Below are 20,450 nucleotides of genomic sequence, written 5' to 3' on the forward strand. Positions count from 1 at the left end.
CTACTTACCAGCCTTTCCGACCTTGCGGCGGATCTGCTCGCCCTCGTAGCGCACGCCCTTGCCCTTGTACGGGTCGGGCTTGCGCAGCTTGCGGATGCGGGCGGCGATCTCACCGACGAGCTGCTTGTCGATGCCCTCGACGACGAGCTGCGTCGGCTTCTCCACCGTGAAGGTGATGCCCTCCGGCGCCTCGAACGGGATCGGGTGGCTGTAGCCGAGCGAGAACTCCACGTTCTTGCCCTTGGCCACCACCCGGTAGCCGACGCCCTGGATGACCAGGGTCTTCTTGTAGCCGTCGGTGACGCCGACGACCATGTTGTTGATCAGCGTCCGGGTGAGCCCGTGCAGGCCGCGCACCTTGTTGACGTCATTGGGCCGGGAGACGACGAGCTTGCCGTCCTCCTGGCTGACCTCGATGGGGTCGGCGACGGTGTGCGAGAGCGTGCCCTTCGGGCCCTTGACGGTGACCTCGCGGCCTTCGAGCTTGACCTCGACACCGCTGGGCACGCTGATGGGGAGACGTCCGATACGAGACATTAGAAGTGCCCTCCCCTCACCAGACGTAGGCGAGGACTTCCCCGCCCACTCCGCGCTTGCCGGCCTGACGGTCCGTCATCAGGCCCGAGGACGTCGAGATGATCGCGACGCCCAGCCCGCCCAGGACCTTCGGCAGGTTGTCCTTCTTCGCGTACACACGCAGACCCGGCTTCGAGACGCGCTTGATGCCGGCGATCGAACGCTCGCGGGTCGGGCCGAACTTCAGCTCGATCAGGAGCTTCTTGCCGACCTCGGCGTCCTCCACGGTCCAGCCCGAGATGTAGCCCTCCTGCTGGAGGATCTCGGCGATGTGCGCCTTGATCTTCGAGTACGGCATCGCCACCGAGTCGTGGTACGCCGAATTCGCGTTACGCAGACGCGTCAGCATGTCTGCGATCGGGTCGGTCATCGTCATGGCCTACTGGCCCTCCCTCGCCACGGTTTCCTCGGGTTGATGCGGCCCGTGGACCTTTGGCGCGGTCGTGGACGCCCTCTCAGGCGCCCGGTTGGTCATTACAGGCCGGCTTCCGCCGCCCCCGGAGCCGCGCTCCGGGGACGCGGTCACCAGCTGGACTTCGTGATGCCAGGCAGCTCGCCGCGGTGGGCCATCTCCCGGAAGCACACGCGGCACAGGCCGAACTTCCGGTAGACGGAGCGCGGACGCCCGCAGCGCGAGCACCGAGTGTACGCGCGCACGCCGAACTTCGGCTTCCGCGCCGCCTTGGCGATCAGCGACTTCTTCGCCATGCTCAGCTCTCCTTGAAGGGGAAGCCCAGGAGCTTGAGCAGCGCCCGGCCCTCGTCGTCGGTCTTCGCGGACGTCACGACCGTGATGTCCATGCCCCGCGAGCGGTCGATCTTGTCGGGGTCGACCTCGTGGAACATGACCTGCTCGGTCAGCCCGAAGGTGTAGTTGCCGTTGCCGTCGAACTGCTTCGGCGACAGCCCGCGGAAGTCGCGGATACGGGGCAGCGCCGTGGCGAGCAGGCGGTCCAGGAACTCCCACATCCGGTCGCCGCGCAGCGTGGCGTGCGCGCCGATCGGCATGCCCTCGCGCAGCTTGAACTGCGCGATGGACTTGCGGGCCCGGTTCACCGCGGGCTTCTGCCCGGTGATCGCCGCCAGGTCGCGGATCGCGCCCTCGATCAGCTTGGCGTCCTTGGCCGCGTCGCCGACCCCCATGTTGACCACGATCTTGGTCAGCGAGGGGATCTGCATGACGTTGGCGTAGCCGAACTGCTCGCGCATCTGGCCCGCGATCTCCTCGCGGTAGCGCAGCTTCAGCCTCGGCGTCGGCACGGGACGCTCGGTAACGGTCTCGGTCATCGGTCTCAGATCTCCTTACCGCTACGGCGCGAGATCCGAACCTTCGTGCCGTCGTCGTTGGTGCGGTAACCGACCCGTGCCGGCTTGCCGTCCTCGACGATCGCGACGTTGCTGACGTGCAGCGGCGCCTCGACCGTGACGCGACCGCTCTCCTTGCCGGCACGCTGCTGGTCGGCCTTGATGTTCTTGGTGATGAGGTTGACGCCCTCGACGACGACCCGCTCCTCGCGGGGGATGACGCGCAGGACCTTGCCCGTCGCGCCCTTGTCCTTGCCGGCGATGACGATGACCTCGTCGCCCTTGCGGATCTTCATCAGAGCACCTCCGGCGCGAGCGAGATGATGCGCATGAACTTCTTCTCGCGCAGTTCGCGGCCCACCGGGCCGAAGATACGGGTGCCGCGGGGGTCGCCGCCGTCCTTGATGAGGACGGCGGCGTTCTCGTCGAAGCGGATGTAGGAGCCGTCCGGGCGCCGGCGCTCCTTGCGGGTGCGCACGACGACCGCCTTGACGACGTCACCCTTCTTCACGCCGGCGCCGGGAAGGGCGTCCTTCACCGTCGCGACGATGATGTCGCCGACTCCCGCGTAGCGCCGACCCGAGCCGCCGAGAACCCGGATGCAAAGGATCTCCTTCGCACCCGTGTTGTCGGCGACCTTGAGTCGCGACTCCTGCTGGATCACGTCTAACTCCTGTTCGTCACACCGGTTCTCGGCGCCCCCTTCGCGGGCGCCGAGCCTGGTGGAACCAGACTGTGGTCAATAGCGGGACTGCGTCCCGCGGGCCTGCGGCCCTACTTGGCCTTCTCGAGGATCTCCACCACGCGCCACCGCTTGGTGGCGGACAGCGGGCGGGTCTCCATGAGACGGACGCGGTCGCCGACGCCGCACTCGTTGGCCTCGTCGTGCGCCTTGTAGTTCTTCGTGCGGCGGATCACCTTGTGGTACTTGGGGTGCTTCACGCGGTCCTCGACGGACACGACCACGGTCTTGTCCATCTTGTCGCTGACCACCAGACCCTCAAGGATCTTGCGGCTGGTCCGCTGCTCGGTCGTCTGCTCGGTCATTCGTTGCCCTCCGCGGCGTCCTCGACCGTCACGATGCCGAGCTCGCGCTCCCGCATCACGGTGTAGATGCGGGCGATCTCGCGCTTGACGGTGCGCAGCCGCCCGTGGCTCTCAAGCTGGCCGGTGGCGGCCTGGAAGCGGAGGTTGAACAGCTCCTCCTTGGCCTCCTTGAGCTTGGTGACCAGGACGTCCTCGGGCTCGGTCCGCAGGTCGTCGGCGGTAAGACCCTTGGCCATCAGGACTCACCCACCTCTCGCTTCACGATCTTGCACTTCATGGGGAGCTTGTGGATCGCGCGGGTGAGCGCCTCCCGAGCGACCTGCTCGTTCGGGTAGGAGATCTCGAACAGCACGCGGCCCGGCTTGACGTTCGCCACCCACCACTCCACGGAGCCCTTACCGGAGCCCATGCGGGTCTCGGCGGGCTTCTTGGTCAGCGGACGGTCCGGGAAGATGTTGATCCAGACCTTGCCGCCGCGCTTGATGTGGCGGGTCATGGCGATACGCGCGGCCTCGATCTGCCGGTTGGTCACGTACGCGCTCTCGACGGCCTGGATGCCGTACTCGCCGAACGTCACCCTCGTGCCGCCCTTGGCCATGCCGCGGCGCTTCGGGTGGTGCTGCTTGCGGTGCTTGACCTTGCGAGGGATCAGCATCGGTTACTCAGCTCCCCTCACCCTGCGGAGCAGCCTCGGCGGTCGGCGCCGGCTGCTCGGAACCCTGCTGCTGCTTCTGCTCGCCGCCACGGCCGCCGCCGGCGCCACCGGCGCCGCCACGGCCACCGCGACCGCCGCGGCCGCCGCCGCGACGCTCACCGCGGCGCTCGCGGCCACCGCCGCCGCCCGCGGCACGCTGCTGCGCGGCCTGCTGCTCGCGCTCGGCGCGCGTCTGCGCGGCCTCGCCCTTGTAGATCCACACCTTGACGCCGATGCGGCCGAACGTCGTCCGGGCCTCGTAGAACCCGTAGTCGATGTCGGCGCGCAGCGTGTGCAGCGGGACCTGGCCCTCGCGGTAGAACTCCGACCGCGACATCTCGGCGCCGCCGAGACGGCCGCCGCACTGGACCTTGATGCCCTTGGCGCCCGACTTCATCGCGGACTGGATCGCCTTGCGCATGGCGCGGCGGAACGCGACGCGGCTGGACAGCTGCTCGGCCACGCCCTGCGCGACGAGCTGCGCGTCGATCTCGGGGTTCTTGACCTCGAGGATGTTCAGCCGGACCTGCTTGCCGGTCAGCTTCTCCAGGTCGCCGCGCAGGCGCTCGGCCTCCGCGCCGCGACGGCCGATGACGATGCCCGGCCGGGCGGTGTGGATGTTGACCTCGACACGGTCACGGGTCCGCTCGATCTCCACCTTGGAGATGCCCGCCCGGTCCATGCCCTTCTGCAGCATGCGCCGGATCTGGACGTCTTCCTTGACGTAGTCCTTGTAGAGCTTGTCGGCGAACCACACGGACTTGTGGTCGGTGGTGATGCCGAGCCGGAACCCGTGCGGGTTGATCTTCTGACCCACTACCGGGCCCTCCTCGTCTTCTTACCGCCGCCGGACGCGGCCACAGCGTCGTCTCGCGACTCCACGACCACGGTGATGTGGCTCGTGCGCTTGTTGATGCGGTAAGCCCGGCCCTGGGCGCGGGGGCGGAAACGCTTCAGCGTCGGCCCCTCGTCCACCCACGCGCGACTGACGACGAGCGTCCCCGAGTCGAGCTTGAAGTTGTGCTCGGCGTTGGCGATGGCACTCGCCAGCACCTTGCCCACCGGCTCACTCGCTGCCTGGGGGGCGAACCGCAGCACCGCCTGAGCCTCCGCGGCAGGCAGGCCGCGGATGAGGTCCACCACGCGGCGGGCCTTCCTGGGCGTGACGCGGATGAACCGCGCCTGGGCCCTGGCTTCCATCGCTGTTCCCTCTCTCCTACGTGCTAACTGCTCTGCCTGCTCAGCCTCGGCGGCTGCGGCGGTCTTCCTTGACGTGGCTGCGGAACGTGCGCGTCGGCGCGAACTCGCCGAGCTTGTGTCCCACCATCGAGTCGGTGATGAACACCGGGACGTGCTTGCGGCCGTCGTGCACGGCGATCGTGTGACCGATCATGTCCGGCACGATCATGGAGCGCCGCGACCACGTCTTGATGACGTTCTTGGTGCCCTTCTCGTTCTGCACGTCCACCTTCTTCATGAGGTGGTCGTCCACGAACGGGCCCTTCTTCAGGCTACGTGGCATGACGAGCGACTCCTACCGCTTCTTCTTGCTGCGACGACGGACGATCAGCCGGTCGCTCGACTTGTTCGCCTGGCGAGTGCGGCCTTCCTTCTTGCCGGCCGGGTTCACCGGGTGCCGGCCACCGGAGGTCTTGCCCTCACCACCACCGTGCGGGTGGTCGATCGGGTTCATGGCCACGCCGCGGACGGTCGGGCGCTTGCCCTTCCACCGCATGCGGCCGGCCTTGCCCCAGTTGATGTTCGACTGCTCGGCGTTGCCGACCTCGCCGACCGTCGCGCGGCAGCGCACGTCCACCATCCGCATCTCGCCGGAGGGCATGCGCAGCGTGGCGTACTTGCCCTCCTTGGCCAGCAGCTGGACGCCGGCGCCCGCGCTGCGGGCGATCTTGGCGCCGCCGCCGGGGCGCAGCTCGATGGCGTGCACGACCGTACCGGTCGGGATGTTGCGCAGCGGAAGGCAGTTGCCCGGCTTGATGTCCGCGCCCGGCCCGTTCTCCACCCGGTCGCCCTGGCGCAGACCGCGCGGGGCGAGGATGTAGCGCTTCTCGCCGTCCGCGTAGTGCAGCAGCGCGATCCGCGCGGTGCGGTTCGGGTCGTACTCGATGTGCGCGACCTTGGCCGGAACGCCGTCCTTGTCGTGCCGGCGGAAGTCGATCACGCGGTACGCGCGCTTGTGCCCGCCGCCCTGGTGCCGGGTCGTGATGCGGCCGTGGTTGTTGCGGCCGCCCTTCTTGGGGAGCGGACGCAGCAGCGACTTCTCGGGCTCGCGGCGCGTGACCTCGACGAAGTCGGCCACGCTGGACCCGCGACGACCCGGAGTCGTCGGCTTGTAATTACGGATGCCCATCTTTTTCGTTCATCCCTTGTCTGTCTTCGGGACGACCTGGCCTGTCTAGGCCGGGCCGCCGAAGATGTCGATCCGCTCGCCCTCGGCCAGGCTGACGATGGCGCGCTTGGTGTCCTTGCGCTTGCCGTAGCCGAACCGGGTGCGCTTGCGCTTGCCCTGCCGGTTGATCGTGTTCACGCTCGTCACCTTGACGCCGAACACCGACTCGACCGCCTGCTTGATCTGGGTCTTGTTGGCGTCCGGGCGAACGACGAACGTGTACTTGTTCTCGTCCAGCAGCCCGTAGCTCTTCTCCGAGACGACCGGCGCGATGATGATGTCGCGGGGGTCAGCGATCTTGTTCATGTGCGACCCTCCTCACTTCTTCTTCGCGCGCGAGACGAACTCGTCGTACGCCGTCTTCGTGAAGACGACGTCGTCGTTCACCAGCACGTCGTACGTGTTGAGCTGGTCGGAGACGATCACGTGCACGCTCGGCTCGTTGCGCAGGCTCTTCCAGGTCACGTCGTCCTCGCGGTCCAGGACCAGCAGGACGCGCTTGGCCGCGGTGACGTCGCGCAGCGCCTTCAGCGCCGTCTTCGTCTTCGGGGTGTCGCCCTCGATGAGGCCGTCGACCACGTGCACCCGGCCGAACCGGGCGCGGTCGGACAGCGCGCCGCGCAGGGCGGCGGCCTTCATCTTCTTGGGCGTCCGCTGCGAGTAGTCCCGCGGCTGCGGGCCGTGGACGACGCCGCCGCCGGCGAACTGGGGCGCGCGGGTCGAGCCCTGACGGGCGCGGCCGGTGCCCTTCTGCCGGTACGGCTTCTTGCCACCGCCGGAGACGTCGCCCCGGGTCTTGGTGGCGTGCGTGCCCTGGCGCGCCGCGGCCAGCTGCGCCACCACGACCTGGTGGATCAGCGGCACGCTGGTCTTCGCGTCGAAGACCTCGGCGGGCAGTTCGATGTCGAGCTTCGAAGTCACTTGCCCGCTCCCTTCACTGCGTCGCGGACCAGCACCACGCCGCCGTTGGGACCGGGAACCGCGCCCTTGATGAGCAGCAGGTTCTTCTCCGCGTCGATGGCGTGGACGGTCAGGTTCTGCACGGTGGTACGGGCGTTGCCGTGCCGTCCCGCCATGCGGAGGCCCTTGAAGACGCGACCCGGGGTCGCGCAGCCGCCGATCGAACCCGGCGAGCGGTGCTTGCGCTGGGTGCCGTGCGAGGCGCCGAGGCCCTTGAAGCCGTGGCGCTTCATGACACCGGCGGTGCCCTTGCCCTTGCTCGTGCCGGTAACGTCGATCTTCTGGCCGGCCTCGAAGACGCTGGCGGTGATCTCCTGGCCGAGTTCGAACTCGGTGGTGTCGTCGGCCCGCAGTTCGACGAGGTAGCGGCGCGGCGTGACGCCGGCCTTCTCGAAGTGACCCGTGCTCGGCTTGTTCACCTTGCGCGGGTCGATCTGCCCGAACCCGATCTGGACGGCGGTGTAGCCGTCCTTCTCCTGGCTCTTGAGCTGGGTGACGACACACGGCCCGGCCTGGACGACGGTCACCGGAACGATCCGGCCCTCATCGTCGAAGACCTGGGTCATGCCGAGCTTCTCGCCCAGGACGCCCTTCCTCTGCGTACTCATCTCTCGGTGCGTCCCTTAGAGCTTGATCTCGATGTCAACGCCGGCCGGAAGGTCGAGTCGCATCAGCGAGTCGACCGTCTTGGGCGTCGGGTCGATGATGTCGATCAACCGCTTGTGCGTGCGCATCTCGAAGTGCTCGCGGCTGTCCTTGTACTTGTGCGGCGAGCGGATGACGCAGTACACGTTCTTCTCGGTCGGCAGCGGCACCGGGCCCGCGACCTTGGCGCCCGTCCGCGTCACCGTCTCAACGATCTTCTTCGCGGAGGTGTCGATGACCTCGTGGTCGTAGGCCTTGAGCCGGATGCGGATCTTCTGTCCCGCCATGGTGGCCTCGGTGTCCTTTGCTGTAGTGCCGCTGTTTACTTCAGTGGTCGTGACACGGCGGCCCGGTTGAGGTTGCCCGACGACCGGGCCGCCGTGTGACGAGAGGTGCTACTTGATGACCTTGGTGACGCGACCGGCGCCGACCGTCCGGCCACCCTCACGGATGGCGAACTTCAGGCCCTCCTCCATGGCGACGGGCTGGATCAGCTCGACGCGCATCTCGGTGTTGTCGCCCGGCATGACCATCTCGGTGCCCTCGGGGAGGTTCACCACGCCGGTGACGTCCGTGGTCCGGAAGTAGAACTGCGGACGGTAGTTGTTGAAGAACGGCGTGTGCCGGCCGCCCTCGTCCTTGGACAGGATGTAGACCTGCGCCTCGAACTCGGTGTGCGGGGTGTTCGTGCCCGGCTTGATGACACACTGGCCGCGCTCGACGTCCTCGCGCTTGATGCCGCGCAGGAGCAGGCCGACGTTGTCGCCCGCCTGGCCCTGGTCGAGCAGCTTGCGGAACATCTCGACGCCGGTGACGGTGGTCGAGGTGGACTCCGGCTTGATGCCGATGATGTCGACGGTCTCGTTGACGTTGACGACACCGCGCTCGATGCGGCCGGTCACGACGGTGCCGCGGCCGGTGATCGAGAAGACGTCCTCGATCGGCATCAGGAACGGCTTCTCGGTGTCACGCACCGGCTCCGGCACGTTCTCGTCGACGGCGTCCATCAGCTCGACGATCGACGCGGCCCACTTCTCGTCGCCCTGCAGCGCCTGGAAGGCGGAGACGCGCACGACCGGGACGTCGTCGCCCGGGAACTCGTACTCCGACAGCAGCTCGCGGACCTCGAGCTCGACGAGCTCCAGGATCTCCTCGTCGTCCACCATGTCGCACTTGTTCAGGGCGACGACGATGTAGGGGACGCCGACCTGGCGGGCCAGGAGCACGTGCTCCTTGGTCTGCGGCATCGGGCCGTCGGTGGCGGCGACCACCAGGATGGCGCCGTCCATCTGCGCCGCACCGGTGATCATGTTCTTGATGTAGTCGGCGTGCCCCGGGCAGTCCACGTGGGCGTAGTGCCGGGCCTCGGTCTGGTACTCGACGTGCGCGATCGAGATCGTGATGCCGCGCTCGCGCTCCTCCGGCGCCTTGTCGATGTCCTCGAACGGCGTGAAGGGGTTGAGGTCCGGGTACTTGTCGTGGAGCACCTTGGTGATCGCCGCGGTAAGCGTGGTCTTACCGTGGTCGATGTGTCCAATGGTGCCGATGTTCACGTGCGGCTTCGTCCGCTCGAACTTGGCCTTCGCCACTGGTTGCTCCTTGTTGCGATCCTCGGCCGCCTAGACGACCGCTTCGTTTACGTCTTGGTGATCTGTGGGCAGGCCCGGGTGCTTACTCGCCCCGCGCCTTGGCGATGATCTCCTGCGCGACGTTCCCGGGAACCTCGGCGTAGGAGTCGAACTGCATGGTGAAGACAGCCCGGCCCTGGGTCTTGCTGCGCAGATCACCCACGTAGCCGAACATCTCGGACAGAGGCACGAGCGCCTTGATGACGCGCATGCCATGCCGCTCGTCCATGGACTGGACCTGACCGCGACGGCTGTTGAGGTCGCCGATCACGTCGCCCATGTTGTCCTCGGGCGTGGTGACCTCGACGGACATCATCGGCTCCAGCAGCGTGGGGGACGCCTTGCGGGCGGCCTCCTTGAACGCCATGGAACCGGCGACCTTGAACGCCATCTCCGACGAGTCGACCTCGTGGTAGGCGCCGTCCTGCAGGGTGACCTTGACGCCCACCATCGGGTAGCCGGCGAGGACCCCGAACTCCGCGGCCTCCTGGCAGCCCGTGTCGACCGAGGGGATGTACTCCCGCGGGATACGGCCACCGGTGACCTTGTTCTCGAACTCGTAGCCGTCCGACCCGCCGCCGAGCGGCTCCAGGTCGATGATCACGCGGCCGAACTGGCCCGAGCCACCCGTCTGCTTCTTGTGGGTGTACTCGACCTTCTCGACCTTGCGGGTGATCGTCTCGCGGTAGGCGACCTGCGGCTTGCCGACGTTGGCGTCGACCTTGAACTCCCGCTTCATCCGGTCGACGAGGATCTCCAGGTGGAGCTCGCCCATGCCCGAGATGACGGTCTGGCCGGTGTCCTCCTCCGTGCGGACCTGGAAGGAGGGGTCCTCCTCGGCCAGCCGCTGGATGGCGGTGCCCAGCTTCTGCTGGTCGGCCTTGGTCTTCGGCTCGATCGCGACGTGGATCACCGGCGCCGGGAAGTTCATCGACTCCAGCACGATCGGGTTCTTGTCGTCGCACAGCGTCTCACCGGTGGTGGTCTGCTTGAGACCCATCACCGCGACGATGTCGCCGGCGCCCGCGCGCTCGATCTCGGTGCGCTTGTTGGCGTGCATCCGGTAGATCTTGCCGATGCGCTCCTTGCGCTCCTTGACGGAGTTCATCACGTTCGCGCCGGACTCCAGGACACCGGAGTAGACGCGCACGAAGGTGAGCTTGCCCAGGTGCGGGTCGCTCGCGATCTTGAACGCGAGCGCGGAGAACGGCTCGTCCTCGCTCGGCTTGCGGATGAGGACCTTCTCCTCGTCGCGGACGGCGTGGCCCTCGATGGCCTCCACGTCCAGCGGCGAGGGCAGGTAGCGGACGATCGCGTCCAGCAGCGGCTGCACGCCCTTGTTCTTGAAGGCCGTGCCGCAGGTCACCGGGGTGAGCTTCGCGGCGATCGTCGCGCGCCGGATGCCGTCGTGCAGCTGCTCCACGGTGGGCTCGTTGCCCTCCAGGTACAGCTCCATGATCTCGTCGTCGTTCTCCGCGAGGGTCTCGACGAGCTTGTCGTGCCACTCGCGGGCCGTCTCGGCGTGCGACTCGGGGATGTCGAGGGTGTCGTACATCTCGCCGAGCTTGGCCTCCTCGTTCCACAGGAGGGCCTTCATCCGGACGAGGTCGACGACGCCCTTGAAGTCGGCCTCGGCGCCGATCGGGAGCTGCAGCACCAGCGGCGTCGCGTTGAGCCGGTTCTCGATCATGTCGACGCAGCGGTGGAACTCCGCGCCGACCCGGTCGAGCTTGTTGACGAAGCACATGCGCGGCACGCCGTACCGGTCGGCCTGGCGCCACACCGTCTCGGACTGGGGCTCCACGCCGGCGACCCCGTCGAACACCGCGACCGCGCCGTCGAGCACCCGCAGGTTGCGCTCCACCTCGATGGTGAAGTCGACGTGGCCGGGGGTGTCGATGATGTTGATCGTGTGCTTGACGTCGTCGACGGGCCACTCGCAGGTGGTGGCGGCGGAGGTGATGGTGATCCCCCGCTCCTGCTCCTGCTCCATCCAGTCCATGGTGGCGGCGCCGTCGTGGACCTCGCCGATCTTGTAGCTCATCCCCGTGTAGTACAGGATGCGCTCGGTCGTGGTGGTCTTGCCCGCGTCGATATGGGCCATGATCCCGATGTTGCGGACCTTGGCCAGGTCTACACCGGTTTTGGTAGCCACTGCCGTCCTCGCGTCGTCTCTCGTCGTTGCAGATCCGCCGGGATTACCAGCGGTAGTGGGCGAAGGCCTTGTTGGACTCCGCCATCTTGTGCGTGTCCTCGCGCTTCTTGACAGACGCGCCAAGACCGTTGCTCGCGTCGAGCAGCTCGTTCATCAGCCGCTCGGTCATGGTCTTCTCACGGCGCTGCCGGGCGTAGAGCACCAGCCAGCGCAGGGCGAGGGTGGTGCTGCGAGCCGGCCGCACCTCGACGGGGACCTGGTAGGTCGCGCCACCGACGCGGCGGCTGCGCACCTCCAGGGTGGGCTTGACGTTGTCGAGCGCGCGCTTAAGCGTGACGACCGGGTCGTTGCCGGTCTTCTCGCGGGCGCCCTCCAGGGCGTCGTACACGATGCTCTGCGCGATGGAGCGCTTGCCGTCCAGGAGAACCTTGTTGATGAGCGCGGTGACCAGCGGCGAGTTGTACACCGGGTCAGCGATCAGCTGGCGCTTGCCAGCGGGGCCCTTGCGCGGCATCAGCTCTTCTCCTTCTTCGCGCCGTAGTGGCTGCGCCCTTGCTTGCGGTTCCGGACGCCCTGGGTGTCGAGGGAACCGCGGATGATCTTGTACCGAACGCCGGGGAGGTCCTTCACACGGCCGCCGCGCACGAGCACGATCGAGTGCTCCTGCAGGTTGTGGCCGACGCCGGGGATGTAGGCCGTGACCTCGATCCCGCTGGTCAGCCGGACACGGGCGACCTTCCGGAGCGCGGAGTTCGGCTTCTTTGGCGTCGTGGTGTAGACGCGCGTGCAGACGCCCCGGCGCTGGGGGCTGCCCTTGAGCGCGGGCGTCTTGTTCTTGGTCACCTTGTCCTGGCGGCCCTTGCGGACCAGCTGCTGGATCGTGGGCACCGCGTCTCCGTCTTCCTCGTACCGAGCCGGTAAGTCCTATTGCTGCAATCACCACCTCAGGTGAGGCTGTGACCTGCCGGTTTCCCGACCTCTCCGACCCACGCGGTCGGGCGTGTCGCCACCTCACGGAAATTCAACCGCGCGAAACCGACACAGACCGCCCGGCCCTAACTGGGCCGAATCAAGCCGGGGAGTAGATGCGGCGCGCTGGGGCCGGCCGACCGGCCTCGCCGACACGCACGCATAGCGGCCCGCACACAGCGGGCACAAGTGAAGAGGTTACCGACCGCTCCGCCAAAGTGCAAAGCGAGGAGAAGAGCCGTGCTCGCAGCAGCGCCGCATCGCTTGGTCTCGCCCGGCGGCGCGCCGCGCGTTCAGGTTCTCGCTTCGCTCGCACCTGGCGTCGCACGGGATCGCGGGGCCCAGGCCGTCGACGGCCGGGGCGCCTCTGCTGCATTGTGACCCACGTTCCCACTTTTGGGGAAGTCGTGGAGCAGCTTTTGCGTCCCGGCCGTCTCGCGTTTTGGGAGTTTCGCGTCCTACAGGACGAAGGCGACCACCAGCACGACGATGATCACCACGGCGGCGACGGCGCCGCCGACCAGCAGGAGCGTGTTCTTGTTGCCCTTGCCTTCTTCGCCGCCGTAGGTGGACGGCTGGCCGTACTGCCCCTGCTGACCGTACTGCTGGGGCTGACCGTGCTGGCCTTGTCCTTGCTGGCCGTACTGCTGCTGTCCGAACTGCTGGCCCTGCTGCTGGCCCTGCTCGCCGCCGGGCTGGCCGTACTGCTGCTGACCGTAGCCCTGCTGTTCGCCGTAGCCCTGCTGCTGCTGGCCGTACTGCTGCTGTCCGTATTGCTGGCCCTGCTGCTGGCCCTGCTCACCGAACTGCTGCTGACCGTAACCCTGCTGCTCGCCGCCCTGACCGTAGCCCTGCTGCTGGCCGTAGCCCGGCTGCTGCGCCTGCTGCTGGCCCCACTGCTGCTGGCCGATGTCAAGCCGTGTGTGCTCGGCCATGCCGGGCGACTCGGCGGCGTGGCGCCCCTGGGAGGCGGCGGACGGGTCGAACGCCTCGGTCGGGCGCGCGTCCTCAACATTGCCCTCGCCGGGCGGACGGTACAGGTCGTCCACCGAGGGACCGGTCTGCTGCCCTCCGGCGCCGTAGCCGGACTCGGGCGGCGGGACCATCATCGTCCGCTCGTGGTCGGCCTGTCCCTGCTGTCCGCCGGGCTGGGACGACTCCGGCGACCACGGCTCGGGCGTGGACGGAGGCGTCGGGGCCTGCCACGGCTCGGCCGGGGGCTCCTGCCTGCGCTCGGGGCCGGTGGCCACGGGGATGTCGGTGCCGGGCGACCAGTGCAGCGTCGCCTGGTCGTCCACCACCGGCCGCTGCGGCTGCTCGGGCGCGCCGCCGGCCGGACCCGGGACGATCAGCGTCCGGTCCGTCCCGCCCTCCTGCGGCTGCGCGGGGCGCGGGGACTGCTCGCCGTACTGGGGCTGGCCGTACTGCGGCTGCTGGTCCTGGGGCGCGCCGTGCATCGGCTGCTGCGGGTACCCGGACTGCTGCTGCGGAGGCTGCTGCCCGTACTGCTGCTCGGGCTGCTGCCCGTACGGGGACTGATCCGGCTGCTGCCCGTACTGCGCCTGCTCGTACTGCTGCGGCTGCCCGTACTGGGGCTGCTGCTCCTGCGGAGGCGGGAATCCACCCGGCCCGGGAGGCGTGCCGTAGGGCATCTGCGGCTGCTGCCCGTACTGGGGCTGCTGCTCCTGCGGGGCGCCGTAGGAGGGCGGGGGCGGGGGCTGCTCACCGAACTGCTGCATCGGCTGTTCGACCATCGTGGGGGGCGGCGGGGCGGGCGCCTGCCGCTCCTCGTCGCGGGGCTGCGCCGGCTGTGCCGGGGACCGGCCGCCCAACTGCGGAGCACCGAACACCACGGTGCGGTCACCCAGCGGCCGGGCGGGGGGCTCCTGGCCCTCCGGCGGCCTGGGGTGTCCCTCATCCTCCGGCATCGGGCGCTGCGGTCCCTGCGTGCCGTCGTTCTCGGTCATCGTCGGGCTCCTTCAGCGCCGTCGTCCCGGGGCTCCTCAGCTCCCGGAAGTCCGGAGACGCGCGGCGCATAACGCGGCCTCCGAACCTTGTCACCCATGTCCCCACCTGGCGGGCTTGCCATGCGTGGGCGTTCTCGCCACCAGCCTGCCCCGATCGCCGGTGGTATCGCAAATCACCACCCCTGATAGACGCGGGACGCCTCCGGAGCGTTCCGCCCCGGAGGCGACCTCCGCCGGATACGTCAGGAATGCCCGATAACGCGGTGTGGCCGGTACGGGGCCTGCATCCGGTCGATCTCCGCGTCCTCCAGCCGGAGGTCCGCCGCGGCGATCGCGTCGTCCATGTGAGTGAGCTTCGTCGCTCCCACGATCGGCGCGGTCACCCCCGGCTTGGCGAGCAGCCACGCGAGCGCCGCCTGCGCCGCCGGGACGCCCCGTTCCGCCGCGACCGCGCGCACGGCGTCCACGACATCGAAGTCCGATTCCTCGTACAGGCTGTCGCCGTAGGAGTCGTTCCGGGACCGGACGGTCTTGCGCTCGCCGCCCCTCTCACGGTTGCCCGCGAGCATCCCCCGCGCGAGCGGGCTCCACGGGATGACGCCCACCCCCTGGTCGAGGCAGAGCGGAATCATCTCCCGCTCCTCTTCCCTGTAGACAAGGTTGTAGTGATTCTGCATGGCCACGAACTTCGTCCAGCCGTGCTTGTCGGCGACGTGCTGCGCCTTGGCGAACTGCCAGGCGTACATGCTGGACGCCCCTATGTAGCGGGCCTTGCCCGACTTCACAACGTCGTGCAGTGCCTCCATGGTCTCCTCGATGGGCGTCCCGTAGTCCCAGCGGTGAATCTGGTACAGGTCGACGTAGTCGGTGCCGAGACGCGTGAGGGACGCGTCGATGCCCGCCATGATGTGCTTGCGCGACAGTCCCTGGTCGTTCGGGCCGTCTCCCATGGGGAGGCACACCTTGGTCGCCAGCACGTAGTCGTCCCGGCGGGGGAAGAACTTCGGCAGAAGCCGCCCGGTCACCTGCTCGCTGACACCCGTCGAGTACACGTCGGCGGTGTCGAAGAACGTGACACCGCCCTCCACGGCCCGCCGGACGATCGGCTCCGCCGCGTCCTCGTCCAGGGCCCACGGCCGCACCGCCGGATCGCCGTAGCTCATCATGCCGAGGCAGATCCGCGAGACCTTCATCCCGGTCTTCCCGAGCCGCACCTGTTCCATGGCCTGTCTCCTCTCAACGTTCTCCACGATGCCCCGCCGCCCCGGTGATCACCGGGACATCGTGTGCCCCAGCGGTCGAGGGCGACAAGGTTGCCTCTGGCGACATGGCACAGCGTGACGCCGTTCATGCAAGGCTGTGTCAGTTCCGCATCGAACTTGCGGACGGTCACCGTTGAGCGACCTGGTCGCTCAACACATCGCAACGCAAAGAAGGGACACGGCAAGATGCGCTTGTCAAAGAAGGCCGCCCTTGAGGTGGCGGCCGATGCCGGTATCGATCCGGCCGAAGCAACCCGGGCGATCGACCAGGTCGACCGAGACCGCCGGGACGGTGTCCTCACCGCGATGGGGGCGGGAGGGGCCACTGCCGAGGAAGCCGTCGACGCTTCGCGGCGGGGAGTCGACATGACTCAGTACGCCCAGAAGCGCTCCACCCGTTCTGAGCACGAGGAAGCCATCCGCCGGCTCACCACCTGATCCGGAGGAGGCTGAGAAGATGGCGACCGCGGCTCCGGCCACGGAAGCGATCATGGTGAGTGCCGCCTTCTGAACAGCACGGCAATCGCCCTCACCCACCGGCCTCCGCAGCACTGTGCGGGGGCCGGACTGCCCTTGGCGAACTGCCACGCGTACATGCTGGACGCCTTGCGCGGTCCCCCCGCCGCCCTTCAGCGAGCGCGTCCGGGGCGATCCGGCGGCATACGGAGACCGCACTCCATGAAAAGACGCCTATGGCCATGGTGAGGACGAGCCCACCCGTGCGTTGGCGGCGGGAAGCCGGACTCACGGCAGAGCGGCCCCTCGCGCACGCGAGGGGCCACCGGGTGGAGGGCCGGACCAGCGACGCCGAACGGTCACTCCCTTGACCTCGTACAGCTTCGAGTGGCTGAACCGCTGGTCCTGCCGCTTCGCGTGGTAGCGGTCGGGGAACGCCAGATCGGCGTCCGTGCCGAAGAACGCGCGCGCGTGCCGTTCGATCTCCGCGTCGAGCTCCGCGGCGTTGTTGCCGGTGACGCGGTCGATCCGCAAGGCGGGTTGCAGTTGGCTCATGAGAGCTCCTCCTGGCAAGGGCGACGCAGCCGTCGAGACGGCATCGCCCGATTTCGTTTGCTTCTCGCGAGTGGGACAGTCCTCGCGTACTCCGTCCCCGCAAGCCTGAGCTTGTCTGACGCCCGCTTGCGGCCATCGGGCCGGACGCCCCTGAGAGGCGTTCTCGATCGCCCGTGGCGGGCGTAGCGTCGTCAGCGAGGGGTTGGCGGGAGGAGTGTCCGGGGGCGGATTCGCTCCCTGGACGGTGACGATCCGCGAACCGTCACCGGTTACGCGCTGCGAGCGCGGCCGGGCGGCGGCATGGGGCAGGTCTACCTGTCCTACACGCCCGGCCGGCGCGCGGTCGCCGTGAAGGTCGATTCCTCGCAGCTCGCCTACAGCCGGCTGACGGCCAAGCCGTCCTCGGACGCGTAGACCTGGTCCCGCGGCCGGAGGGCAGGCGGAGGGTGAATAGGCGCAACCCGGAGGCGGGGTTCGGGATAGAGGGGGTGTCAGCACCTCCCCCTGGGACACGGAGACCGCACCTTATGAGAAGACGCCTATGGCCATGGTGAGCCACGCCAGGGACGAGCTGGACGATTCGCGGATCGTCGCCGCTTCCCTGGACGACCCCGAAGCCTTCGGCGAGCTGTTCCGCCGCCACTCGCCGCGGCTCCACGCCTACGTCAGGCGGCGCCTCGGCGGGTCCCTGGCCGATGACGTGGTCGCGGAGGCGTTCGCGACCGCGTTCCGGCGGCGCGACAGGTACGACGGCCGCGCCGAGTTCGGCGCCTGGTTGTGGGGCATCGCCAGCAACCTGATCGCCAAGCACCATCGCCACGAGACCCGCATGTACCGGGCGTTCGCCCGCACCGGCGCCGACCCCGCGGAGGACGGTGTCGCCGACAGGGCGAGCGAGCGCGCCTCCGCGGCGGCGTGCGGTCCCGGCCTGGCGCGGGCGCTGGCCTCGCTGGGCGCGCAGGACCGCAACGCCGTCCTGCTGCTGGCGTGGGGCGAGATGTCCTACGCCGAGATCGCGGTGACGCTCGGTCTGCCGGTCGGCACCGTCAAGGCCAAGATCCACCGAAGCCGGGCCAAGCTGCGCAAGGCCCTCTCCGAGGAGTAGAGCATGGATGAAATCGACGCCCTGCGGCAGATGCGGACGGGTCTCGCCGTGGAGGAGCCTCCGGAGCGGCTCGCCCAGCGCATCGACTGGCGGGACGGCGGCGCGGCGCGCCCCCGGCCCCGGCGCCGTCTGCGGATCCAGCTGGTGAGCGTGGCGGCGGCGGCCGCCGTGGCCGCCGGGGCGGTCGCCGCCGTCGTCTCCACCGGGGACGGCGCCCCCGCCCGCGACCCGCGCGTGGAGAACACCGTCCCGCTGAAGGGCAATGCGCTGCTGGTCGCCGCAACCAACGCGCTGAAGGCGCCCACCGGCAGGTACTGGCACACCAGGACCGTCATGGGGGAGATCTACGCGGTCGGCAAGAGCGCCCCGAACCACTACAAGGTGGACTCCAGGCAGGGCAACGAGGCCTGGTACGGCCCGGACGGCAAGGGGCGCAGCGCCCACGTCGAGTTCGCCGACGTCCCGGTCACCGCCCAGGACAAGCGGAAGTGGGAGGCGGCGGGGTCCCCCAAGATGGTCCCGATCCCGGACCCTGAGGGCACGGGGCAGACCGTGTACCTCGACCTGGTGTCCGCGGGGGCAGGACGGAACTGGATGCCGGAAGAAGGCGAATTCGACGGCATGACCATGAAGCAGCTCACCGAGCTGCCCACGGAGCCGAAGGCGCTGAAGGAGAGGCTGCTGGGGCTCAAGGGGCACTGGCACGCCGTCTCCAGGAACGGCGAGAGGGAGGAGCCGATCCGTGCCTTGCGGGGGCAGGAGCGTGTGCGGGCTCTGAGCGATGTCGCCGGGGATCTGCTGTCCACCGCGCCCGCGCCGCCCAAGGTGCGCGCGGCGGTGTTCCGGATGCTCGCCGACCTGCCCGGCGTCAGGCCCGAGGGCCGGACCACCGACCCGCTCGGCCGCCCCGGGACGGTGGTGTCGCTGCCGCTGTCGACCACCGCGCCGCTCGGCATGTTCATCGCCCCGAGGCAGCTCGGCACCTACCGGCGCCAGTTCATCGTCGACCCCGCCACCGGTTCCCTTCTGGCCATCCGCGACCTCGTGGTGAGGCCACCGCACGGCAGCAAGCCGCTTCCCACGGGTGACAACGGCCGGCCGCGCGCGCTGAGGGCGAAGGACATGCCCGACCGGTTCCACAAGCCCGGCGAGGTCGCCGCCTACCGGGCCTTCGAGATCGCCGGATGGACCGACGCGCGGCCGCCGCGCTGACCCCGGCAACGCCAAGGGGCCCGCTCCCCCCAGAGCGGGCCCCTTTCCCCAGCGGCTCTCTTATGCGAAGGCTGAGCACTCCACCGTGGCGCGGCGTTCGGTCATGCCCTGCTGGACCGACGAGGTCACGCACGCGCGCTGCTTGTCGTTCAGCTTCGGCTGGCCGCACTCCTTGACGCTGGAGTAGGTGCGGCAGTCCTGGCGCGTGGTCTGGTCGGCGGGGCCGGAGGCCTGGGCGACGGCCGCGCCGCCCACTCCCCCGATCCCGACCACTGCGGCGATCAGTGCCCCGGTCATGACCTTCTTCATCAGCTCTCTCCCCGTCGCGTTCTGCAGGCAACGAAGGCGTTCCTCCCCGTCCCCCAACACCCCAAAACCCGACAAAAAGGTAAAAACACGATCCTTCCCGAGGGCGTCCGGGCAGGTCAGCGGGTGAACTCGGCGCGGACGCCCAGCAGCCGCACCGGACGCCGCCCGGTGAACAGGCCGAGCGCGGCGAGGGCGGTCTCCTCGATGCGGGCCGGGTCGCGCGACGGCGCCTCCAGCGCCCGGCCATGGGTGCGGGTGGTGAACGGCACGTACCTGACCTTGACGACGACGCGGGCGACGTCCCTGCCGTCCGCGGCCGCGTCTCCCGCGACCCTCCGCGCCAGCCGCACGATCTCGCGGCGCACGTCCTCCCAGTCGTCCAGATCGCGCTGGAAGGTGGTCTCACGGCCGCACGAGCGCGGGACGTACGGGGCGTCGCTCACCGGGGAGCCGTCCCGCCCCTGGGCGAGCCGCACCAGCCACGGCCCGGTCGCGGGGCCGACCTCCCCCGCCAGGGCACCGGGGTCCGCGGCCGCGAGCTCGCCCACCGTGGCGATGCCGAGCCCCCTCAACCGCTTGGCCGTCTTGGCTCCGATGCCCCACAGCGCGTCGGTCGGCAGGTCACCGAGCACCTCGAACCAGGTCTCCCCGGTGAGCCGGAAGACCCCGGCCGGTTTGCCGAATCCGGTCGCCAGCTTCGCCTGGAGCTTGTTCTCCCCGATGCCCACGGTGCATTCGAGCCCCGTCGCCGCCCGCACCCGGTCGCGGATCTCCCGGGCCACGGCCTCCGGGTCGTCGCCGTCGACGGCCAGGAAAGCCTCGTCCCAGCCGAGCACCTCCACCACGACGCCGAGGCCGCGCAGCGCGGCCATGACCTGTGCCGAGACGGACTCGTAGAGCTCCCTGTCGACGGGCAGGAACACGGCGTCCGGGCATCGCCGCACCGCCGTGCGCAGAGGCAGCCCGGAATGGACGCCGTACTCGCGCGCCTCATAGGAGGCCGTGCTGACCACGCCGCGCTTGGACGGGTCGCCGTCCCCTCCGACGACGACCGGCCGCCCGCGGAGCTCCGGATGCCGGAGCACCTCGACGGCGGCGATGAACTGGTCCAAGTCCACATGCAGGACCCACCGACCCACCTCCCCATTGTCCCGCACCGGACCGGAGGCACTCCTTCGGCCGGGCTGATCAACAATTAG

General features: G+C 69.1%; 29 protein-coding genes. 3 read left to right on the plus strand and 26 right to left on the minus strand.

Translation table 11 applies throughout. The features are described from left to right. From rplF to AB0K37_RS02825, 23 genes are all read right to left on the minus strand, one after another. Nucleotides 1–537, minus strand: a complete 537-nt coding sequence (rplF, locus tag AB0K37_RS02715) for a 50S ribosomal protein L6 (RefSeq protein WP_363973760.1) — start codon at nt 535–537, stop codon at nt 1–3. 16 nt (nt 538–553) lie between these two features. Further along, entirely contained in the window at nt 554–952 is a 399-nt protein-coding gene (rpsH, locus tag AB0K37_RS02720) for a 30S ribosomal protein S8 (protein WP_089314938.1), read from the minus strand. Between the two features lie 146 nt (nt 953–1,098). After that, entirely contained in the window at nt 1,099–1,284 is a 186-nt protein-coding gene (locus tag AB0K37_RS02725; RefSeq protein WP_018657585.1) for a type Z 30S ribosomal protein S14, read from the minus strand. Nucleotides 1,285–1,286: 2 nt separating this feature from the next. Then, entirely contained in the window at nt 1,287–1,862 is a 576-nt protein-coding gene (gene rplE, locus AB0K37_RS02730; protein ID WP_185028472.1) for a 50S ribosomal protein L5, read from the minus strand. A 5-nt stretch (nt 1,863–1,867) separates the two neighbouring features. Continuing rightward, entirely contained in the window at nt 1,868–2,176 is a 309-nt protein-coding gene (gene rplX, locus AB0K37_RS02735) for a 50S ribosomal protein L24 (RefSeq protein WP_141580642.1), read from the minus strand. Beyond that, a complete protein-coding gene (gene rplN, locus AB0K37_RS02740; RefSeq protein ID WP_021596728.1) occupies nt 2,176–2,544 on the minus strand; it encodes a 50S ribosomal protein L14 in 369 nt (122 codons plus the stop codon). Before rplN ends, rplX begins: the two co-directional genes overlap by 1 nt. A gap of 110 nt (nt 2,545–2,654) precedes the next feature. Continuing rightward, the gene (gene rpsQ, locus AB0K37_RS02745) at nt 2,655–2,927 is read right to left on the minus strand and encodes a 30S ribosomal protein S17 (protein ID WP_345176381.1); all 273 of its coding nucleotides are present in this window, start codon (nt 2,925–2,927) and stop codon (nt 2,655–2,657) included. Continuing rightward, the gene (gene rpmC, locus AB0K37_RS02750; protein WP_089314942.1) at nt 2,924–3,163 is read right to left on the minus strand and encodes a 50S ribosomal protein L29; all 240 of its coding nucleotides are present in this window, start codon (nt 3,161–3,163) and stop codon (nt 2,924–2,926) included. Before rpmC ends, rpsQ begins: the two co-directional genes overlap by 4 nt. Further along, nucleotides 3,163–3,582: a 50S ribosomal protein L16 gene (rplP, locus tag AB0K37_RS02755; RefSeq protein ID WP_089314943.1), complete on the minus strand. Its 420-nt coding sequence runs from the start codon at nt 3,580–3,582 to the stop codon at nt 3,163–3,165. Before rplP ends, rpmC begins: the two co-directional genes overlap by 1 nt. A 7-nt stretch (nt 3,583–3,589) precedes the next feature. Beyond that, nucleotides 3,590–4,438, minus strand: coding sequence for a 30S ribosomal protein S3 (gene rpsC / locus AB0K37_RS02760; RefSeq protein ID WP_363973768.1), 849 nt, complete (start codon nt 4,436–4,438; stop codon nt 3,590–3,592). Next, the gene (gene rplV, locus AB0K37_RS02765; RefSeq protein WP_179845945.1) at nt 4,438–4,821 is read right to left on the minus strand and encodes a 50S ribosomal protein L22; all 384 of its coding nucleotides are present in this window, start codon (nt 4,819–4,821) and stop codon (nt 4,438–4,440) included. The genes rpsC and rplV overlap by 1 nt, the downstream gene beginning before the upstream one ends. A 40-nt stretch (nt 4,822–4,861) precedes the next feature. Further along, nucleotides 4,862–5,143: a 30S ribosomal protein S19 gene (gene rpsS, locus AB0K37_RS02770; protein ID WP_363973772.1), complete on the minus strand. Its 282-nt coding sequence runs from the start codon at nt 5,141–5,143 to the stop codon at nt 4,862–4,864. Between the two features lie 12 nt (nt 5,144–5,155). After that, nucleotides 5,156–5,989: a 50S ribosomal protein L2 gene (gene rplB, locus AB0K37_RS02775; protein WP_089314947.1), complete on the minus strand. Its 834-nt coding sequence runs from the start codon at nt 5,987–5,989 to the stop codon at nt 5,156–5,158. Nucleotides 5,990–6,034: 45 nt separating this feature from the next. Further along, the gene (gene rplW, locus AB0K37_RS02780; protein WP_173394922.1) at nt 6,035–6,334 is read right to left on the minus strand and encodes a 50S ribosomal protein L23; all 300 of its coding nucleotides are present in this window, start codon (nt 6,332–6,334) and stop codon (nt 6,035–6,037) included. 12 nt (nt 6,335–6,346) lie between these two features. After that, entirely contained in the window at nt 6,347–6,949 is a 603-nt protein-coding gene (gene rplD / locus AB0K37_RS02785; protein ID WP_363973776.1) for a 50S ribosomal protein L4, read from the minus strand. Beyond that, nucleotides 6,946–7,596, minus strand: coding sequence for a 50S ribosomal protein L3 (gene rplC, locus AB0K37_RS02790; RefSeq protein WP_179845942.1), 651 nt, complete (start codon nt 7,594–7,596; stop codon nt 6,946–6,948). The genes rplD and rplC overlap by 4 nt, the downstream gene beginning before the upstream one ends. Nucleotides 7,597–7,611: 15 nt before the next feature. Then, nucleotides 7,612–7,920, minus strand: a complete 309-nt coding sequence (gene rpsJ, locus AB0K37_RS02795) for a 30S ribosomal protein S10 (RefSeq protein WP_018657599.1) — start codon at nt 7,918–7,920, stop codon at nt 7,612–7,614. 108 nt (nt 7,921–8,028) lie between these two features. Further along, the gene (tuf, locus tag AB0K37_RS02800; protein WP_363973779.1) at nt 8,029–9,222 is read right to left on the minus strand and encodes an elongation factor Tu; all 1,194 of its coding nucleotides are present in this window, start codon (nt 9,220–9,222) and stop codon (nt 8,029–8,031) included. 82 nt (nt 9,223–9,304) lie between these two features. Further along, the gene (gene fusA, locus AB0K37_RS02805) at nt 9,305–11,416 is read right to left on the minus strand and encodes an elongation factor G (protein ID WP_363973782.1); all 2,112 of its coding nucleotides are present in this window, start codon (nt 11,414–11,416) and stop codon (nt 9,305–9,307) included. Between the two features lie 43 nt (nt 11,417–11,459). Next, entirely contained in the window at nt 11,460–11,930 is a 471-nt protein-coding gene (rpsG, locus tag AB0K37_RS02810) for a 30S ribosomal protein S7 (protein WP_067806994.1), read from the minus strand. Continuing rightward, nucleotides 11,930–12,304: a 30S ribosomal protein S12 gene (rpsL, locus tag AB0K37_RS02815; RefSeq protein ID WP_021597495.1), complete on the minus strand. Its 375-nt coding sequence runs from the start codon at nt 12,302–12,304 to the stop codon at nt 11,930–11,932. The genes rpsG and rpsL overlap by 1 nt, the downstream gene beginning before the upstream one ends. Before the next feature lie 539 nt (nt 12,305–12,843). After that, complete coding sequence (locus tag AB0K37_RS02820) at nt 12,844–14,352, minus strand: hypothetical protein (protein ID WP_363973786.1); 1,509 nt, start codon at nt 14,350–14,352, stop codon at nt 12,844–12,846. 242 nt (nt 14,353–14,594) lie between these two features. Next, nucleotides 14,595–15,575, minus strand: a complete 981-nt coding sequence (locus AB0K37_RS02825) for an aldo/keto reductase (protein ID WP_363973789.1) — start codon at nt 15,573–15,575, stop codon at nt 14,595–14,597. A gap of 114 nt (nt 15,576–15,689) precedes the next feature. Here AB0K37_RS02825 and AB0K37_RS02830 point away from each other — a divergent pair, with 114 nt between their 5' ends. Then, nucleotides 15,690–16,052, plus strand: a complete 363-nt coding sequence (locus AB0K37_RS02830; RefSeq protein WP_363973791.1) for a hypothetical protein — start codon at nt 15,690–15,692, stop codon at nt 16,050–16,052. Between the two features lie 306 nt (nt 16,053–16,358). Here the strand turns inward: AB0K37_RS02830 and AB0K37_RS02835 are convergent, their stop codons facing one another. Then, nucleotides 16,359–16,625, minus strand: coding sequence for a hypothetical protein (locus AB0K37_RS02835; protein WP_363973794.1), 267 nt, complete (start codon nt 16,623–16,625; stop codon nt 16,359–16,361). A gap of 541 nt (nt 16,626–17,166) precedes the next feature. Here AB0K37_RS02835 and AB0K37_RS02840 point away from each other — a divergent pair. Further along, nucleotides 17,167–17,730, plus strand: a complete 564-nt coding sequence (locus AB0K37_RS02840) for a sigma-70 family RNA polymerase sigma factor (protein ID WP_363973797.1) — start codon at nt 17,167–17,169, stop codon at nt 17,728–17,730. Nucleotides 17,731–17,733: 3 nt separating this feature from the next. After that, a complete protein-coding gene (locus AB0K37_RS02845; protein WP_363973800.1) occupies nt 17,734–18,942 on the plus strand; it encodes a CU044_5270 family protein in 1,209 nt (402 codons plus the stop codon). 60 nt (nt 18,943–19,002) lie between these two features. Here AB0K37_RS02845 and AB0K37_RS02850 read toward each other — a convergent pair whose 3' ends face one another. Together AB0K37_RS02850 and AB0K37_RS02855 are read right to left on the minus strand one after the other, a co-directional pair. Then, nucleotides 19,003–19,251 (minus strand): hypothetical protein, encoded by a 249-nt coding sequence (locus AB0K37_RS02850; RefSeq protein WP_363973803.1) that lies wholly within the window; start codon nt 19,249–19,251, stop codon nt 19,003–19,005. Between the two features lie 116 nt (nt 19,252–19,367). Next, nucleotides 19,368–20,390, minus strand: coding sequence for a DNA polymerase IV (locus tag AB0K37_RS02855; RefSeq protein WP_363973805.1), 1,023 nt, complete (start codon nt 20,388–20,390; stop codon nt 19,368–19,370). Nucleotides 20,391–20,450 lie beyond the last annotated feature (60 nt).

Origin of the sequence: Actinomadura sp. NPDC049753, from assembly GCF_040674655.1 — a bacterium.
GTDB classification, from domain to species: domain Bacteria; phylum Actinomycetota; class Actinomycetes; order Streptosporangiales; family Streptosporangiaceae; genus Spirillospora; species Spirillospora verrucosospora.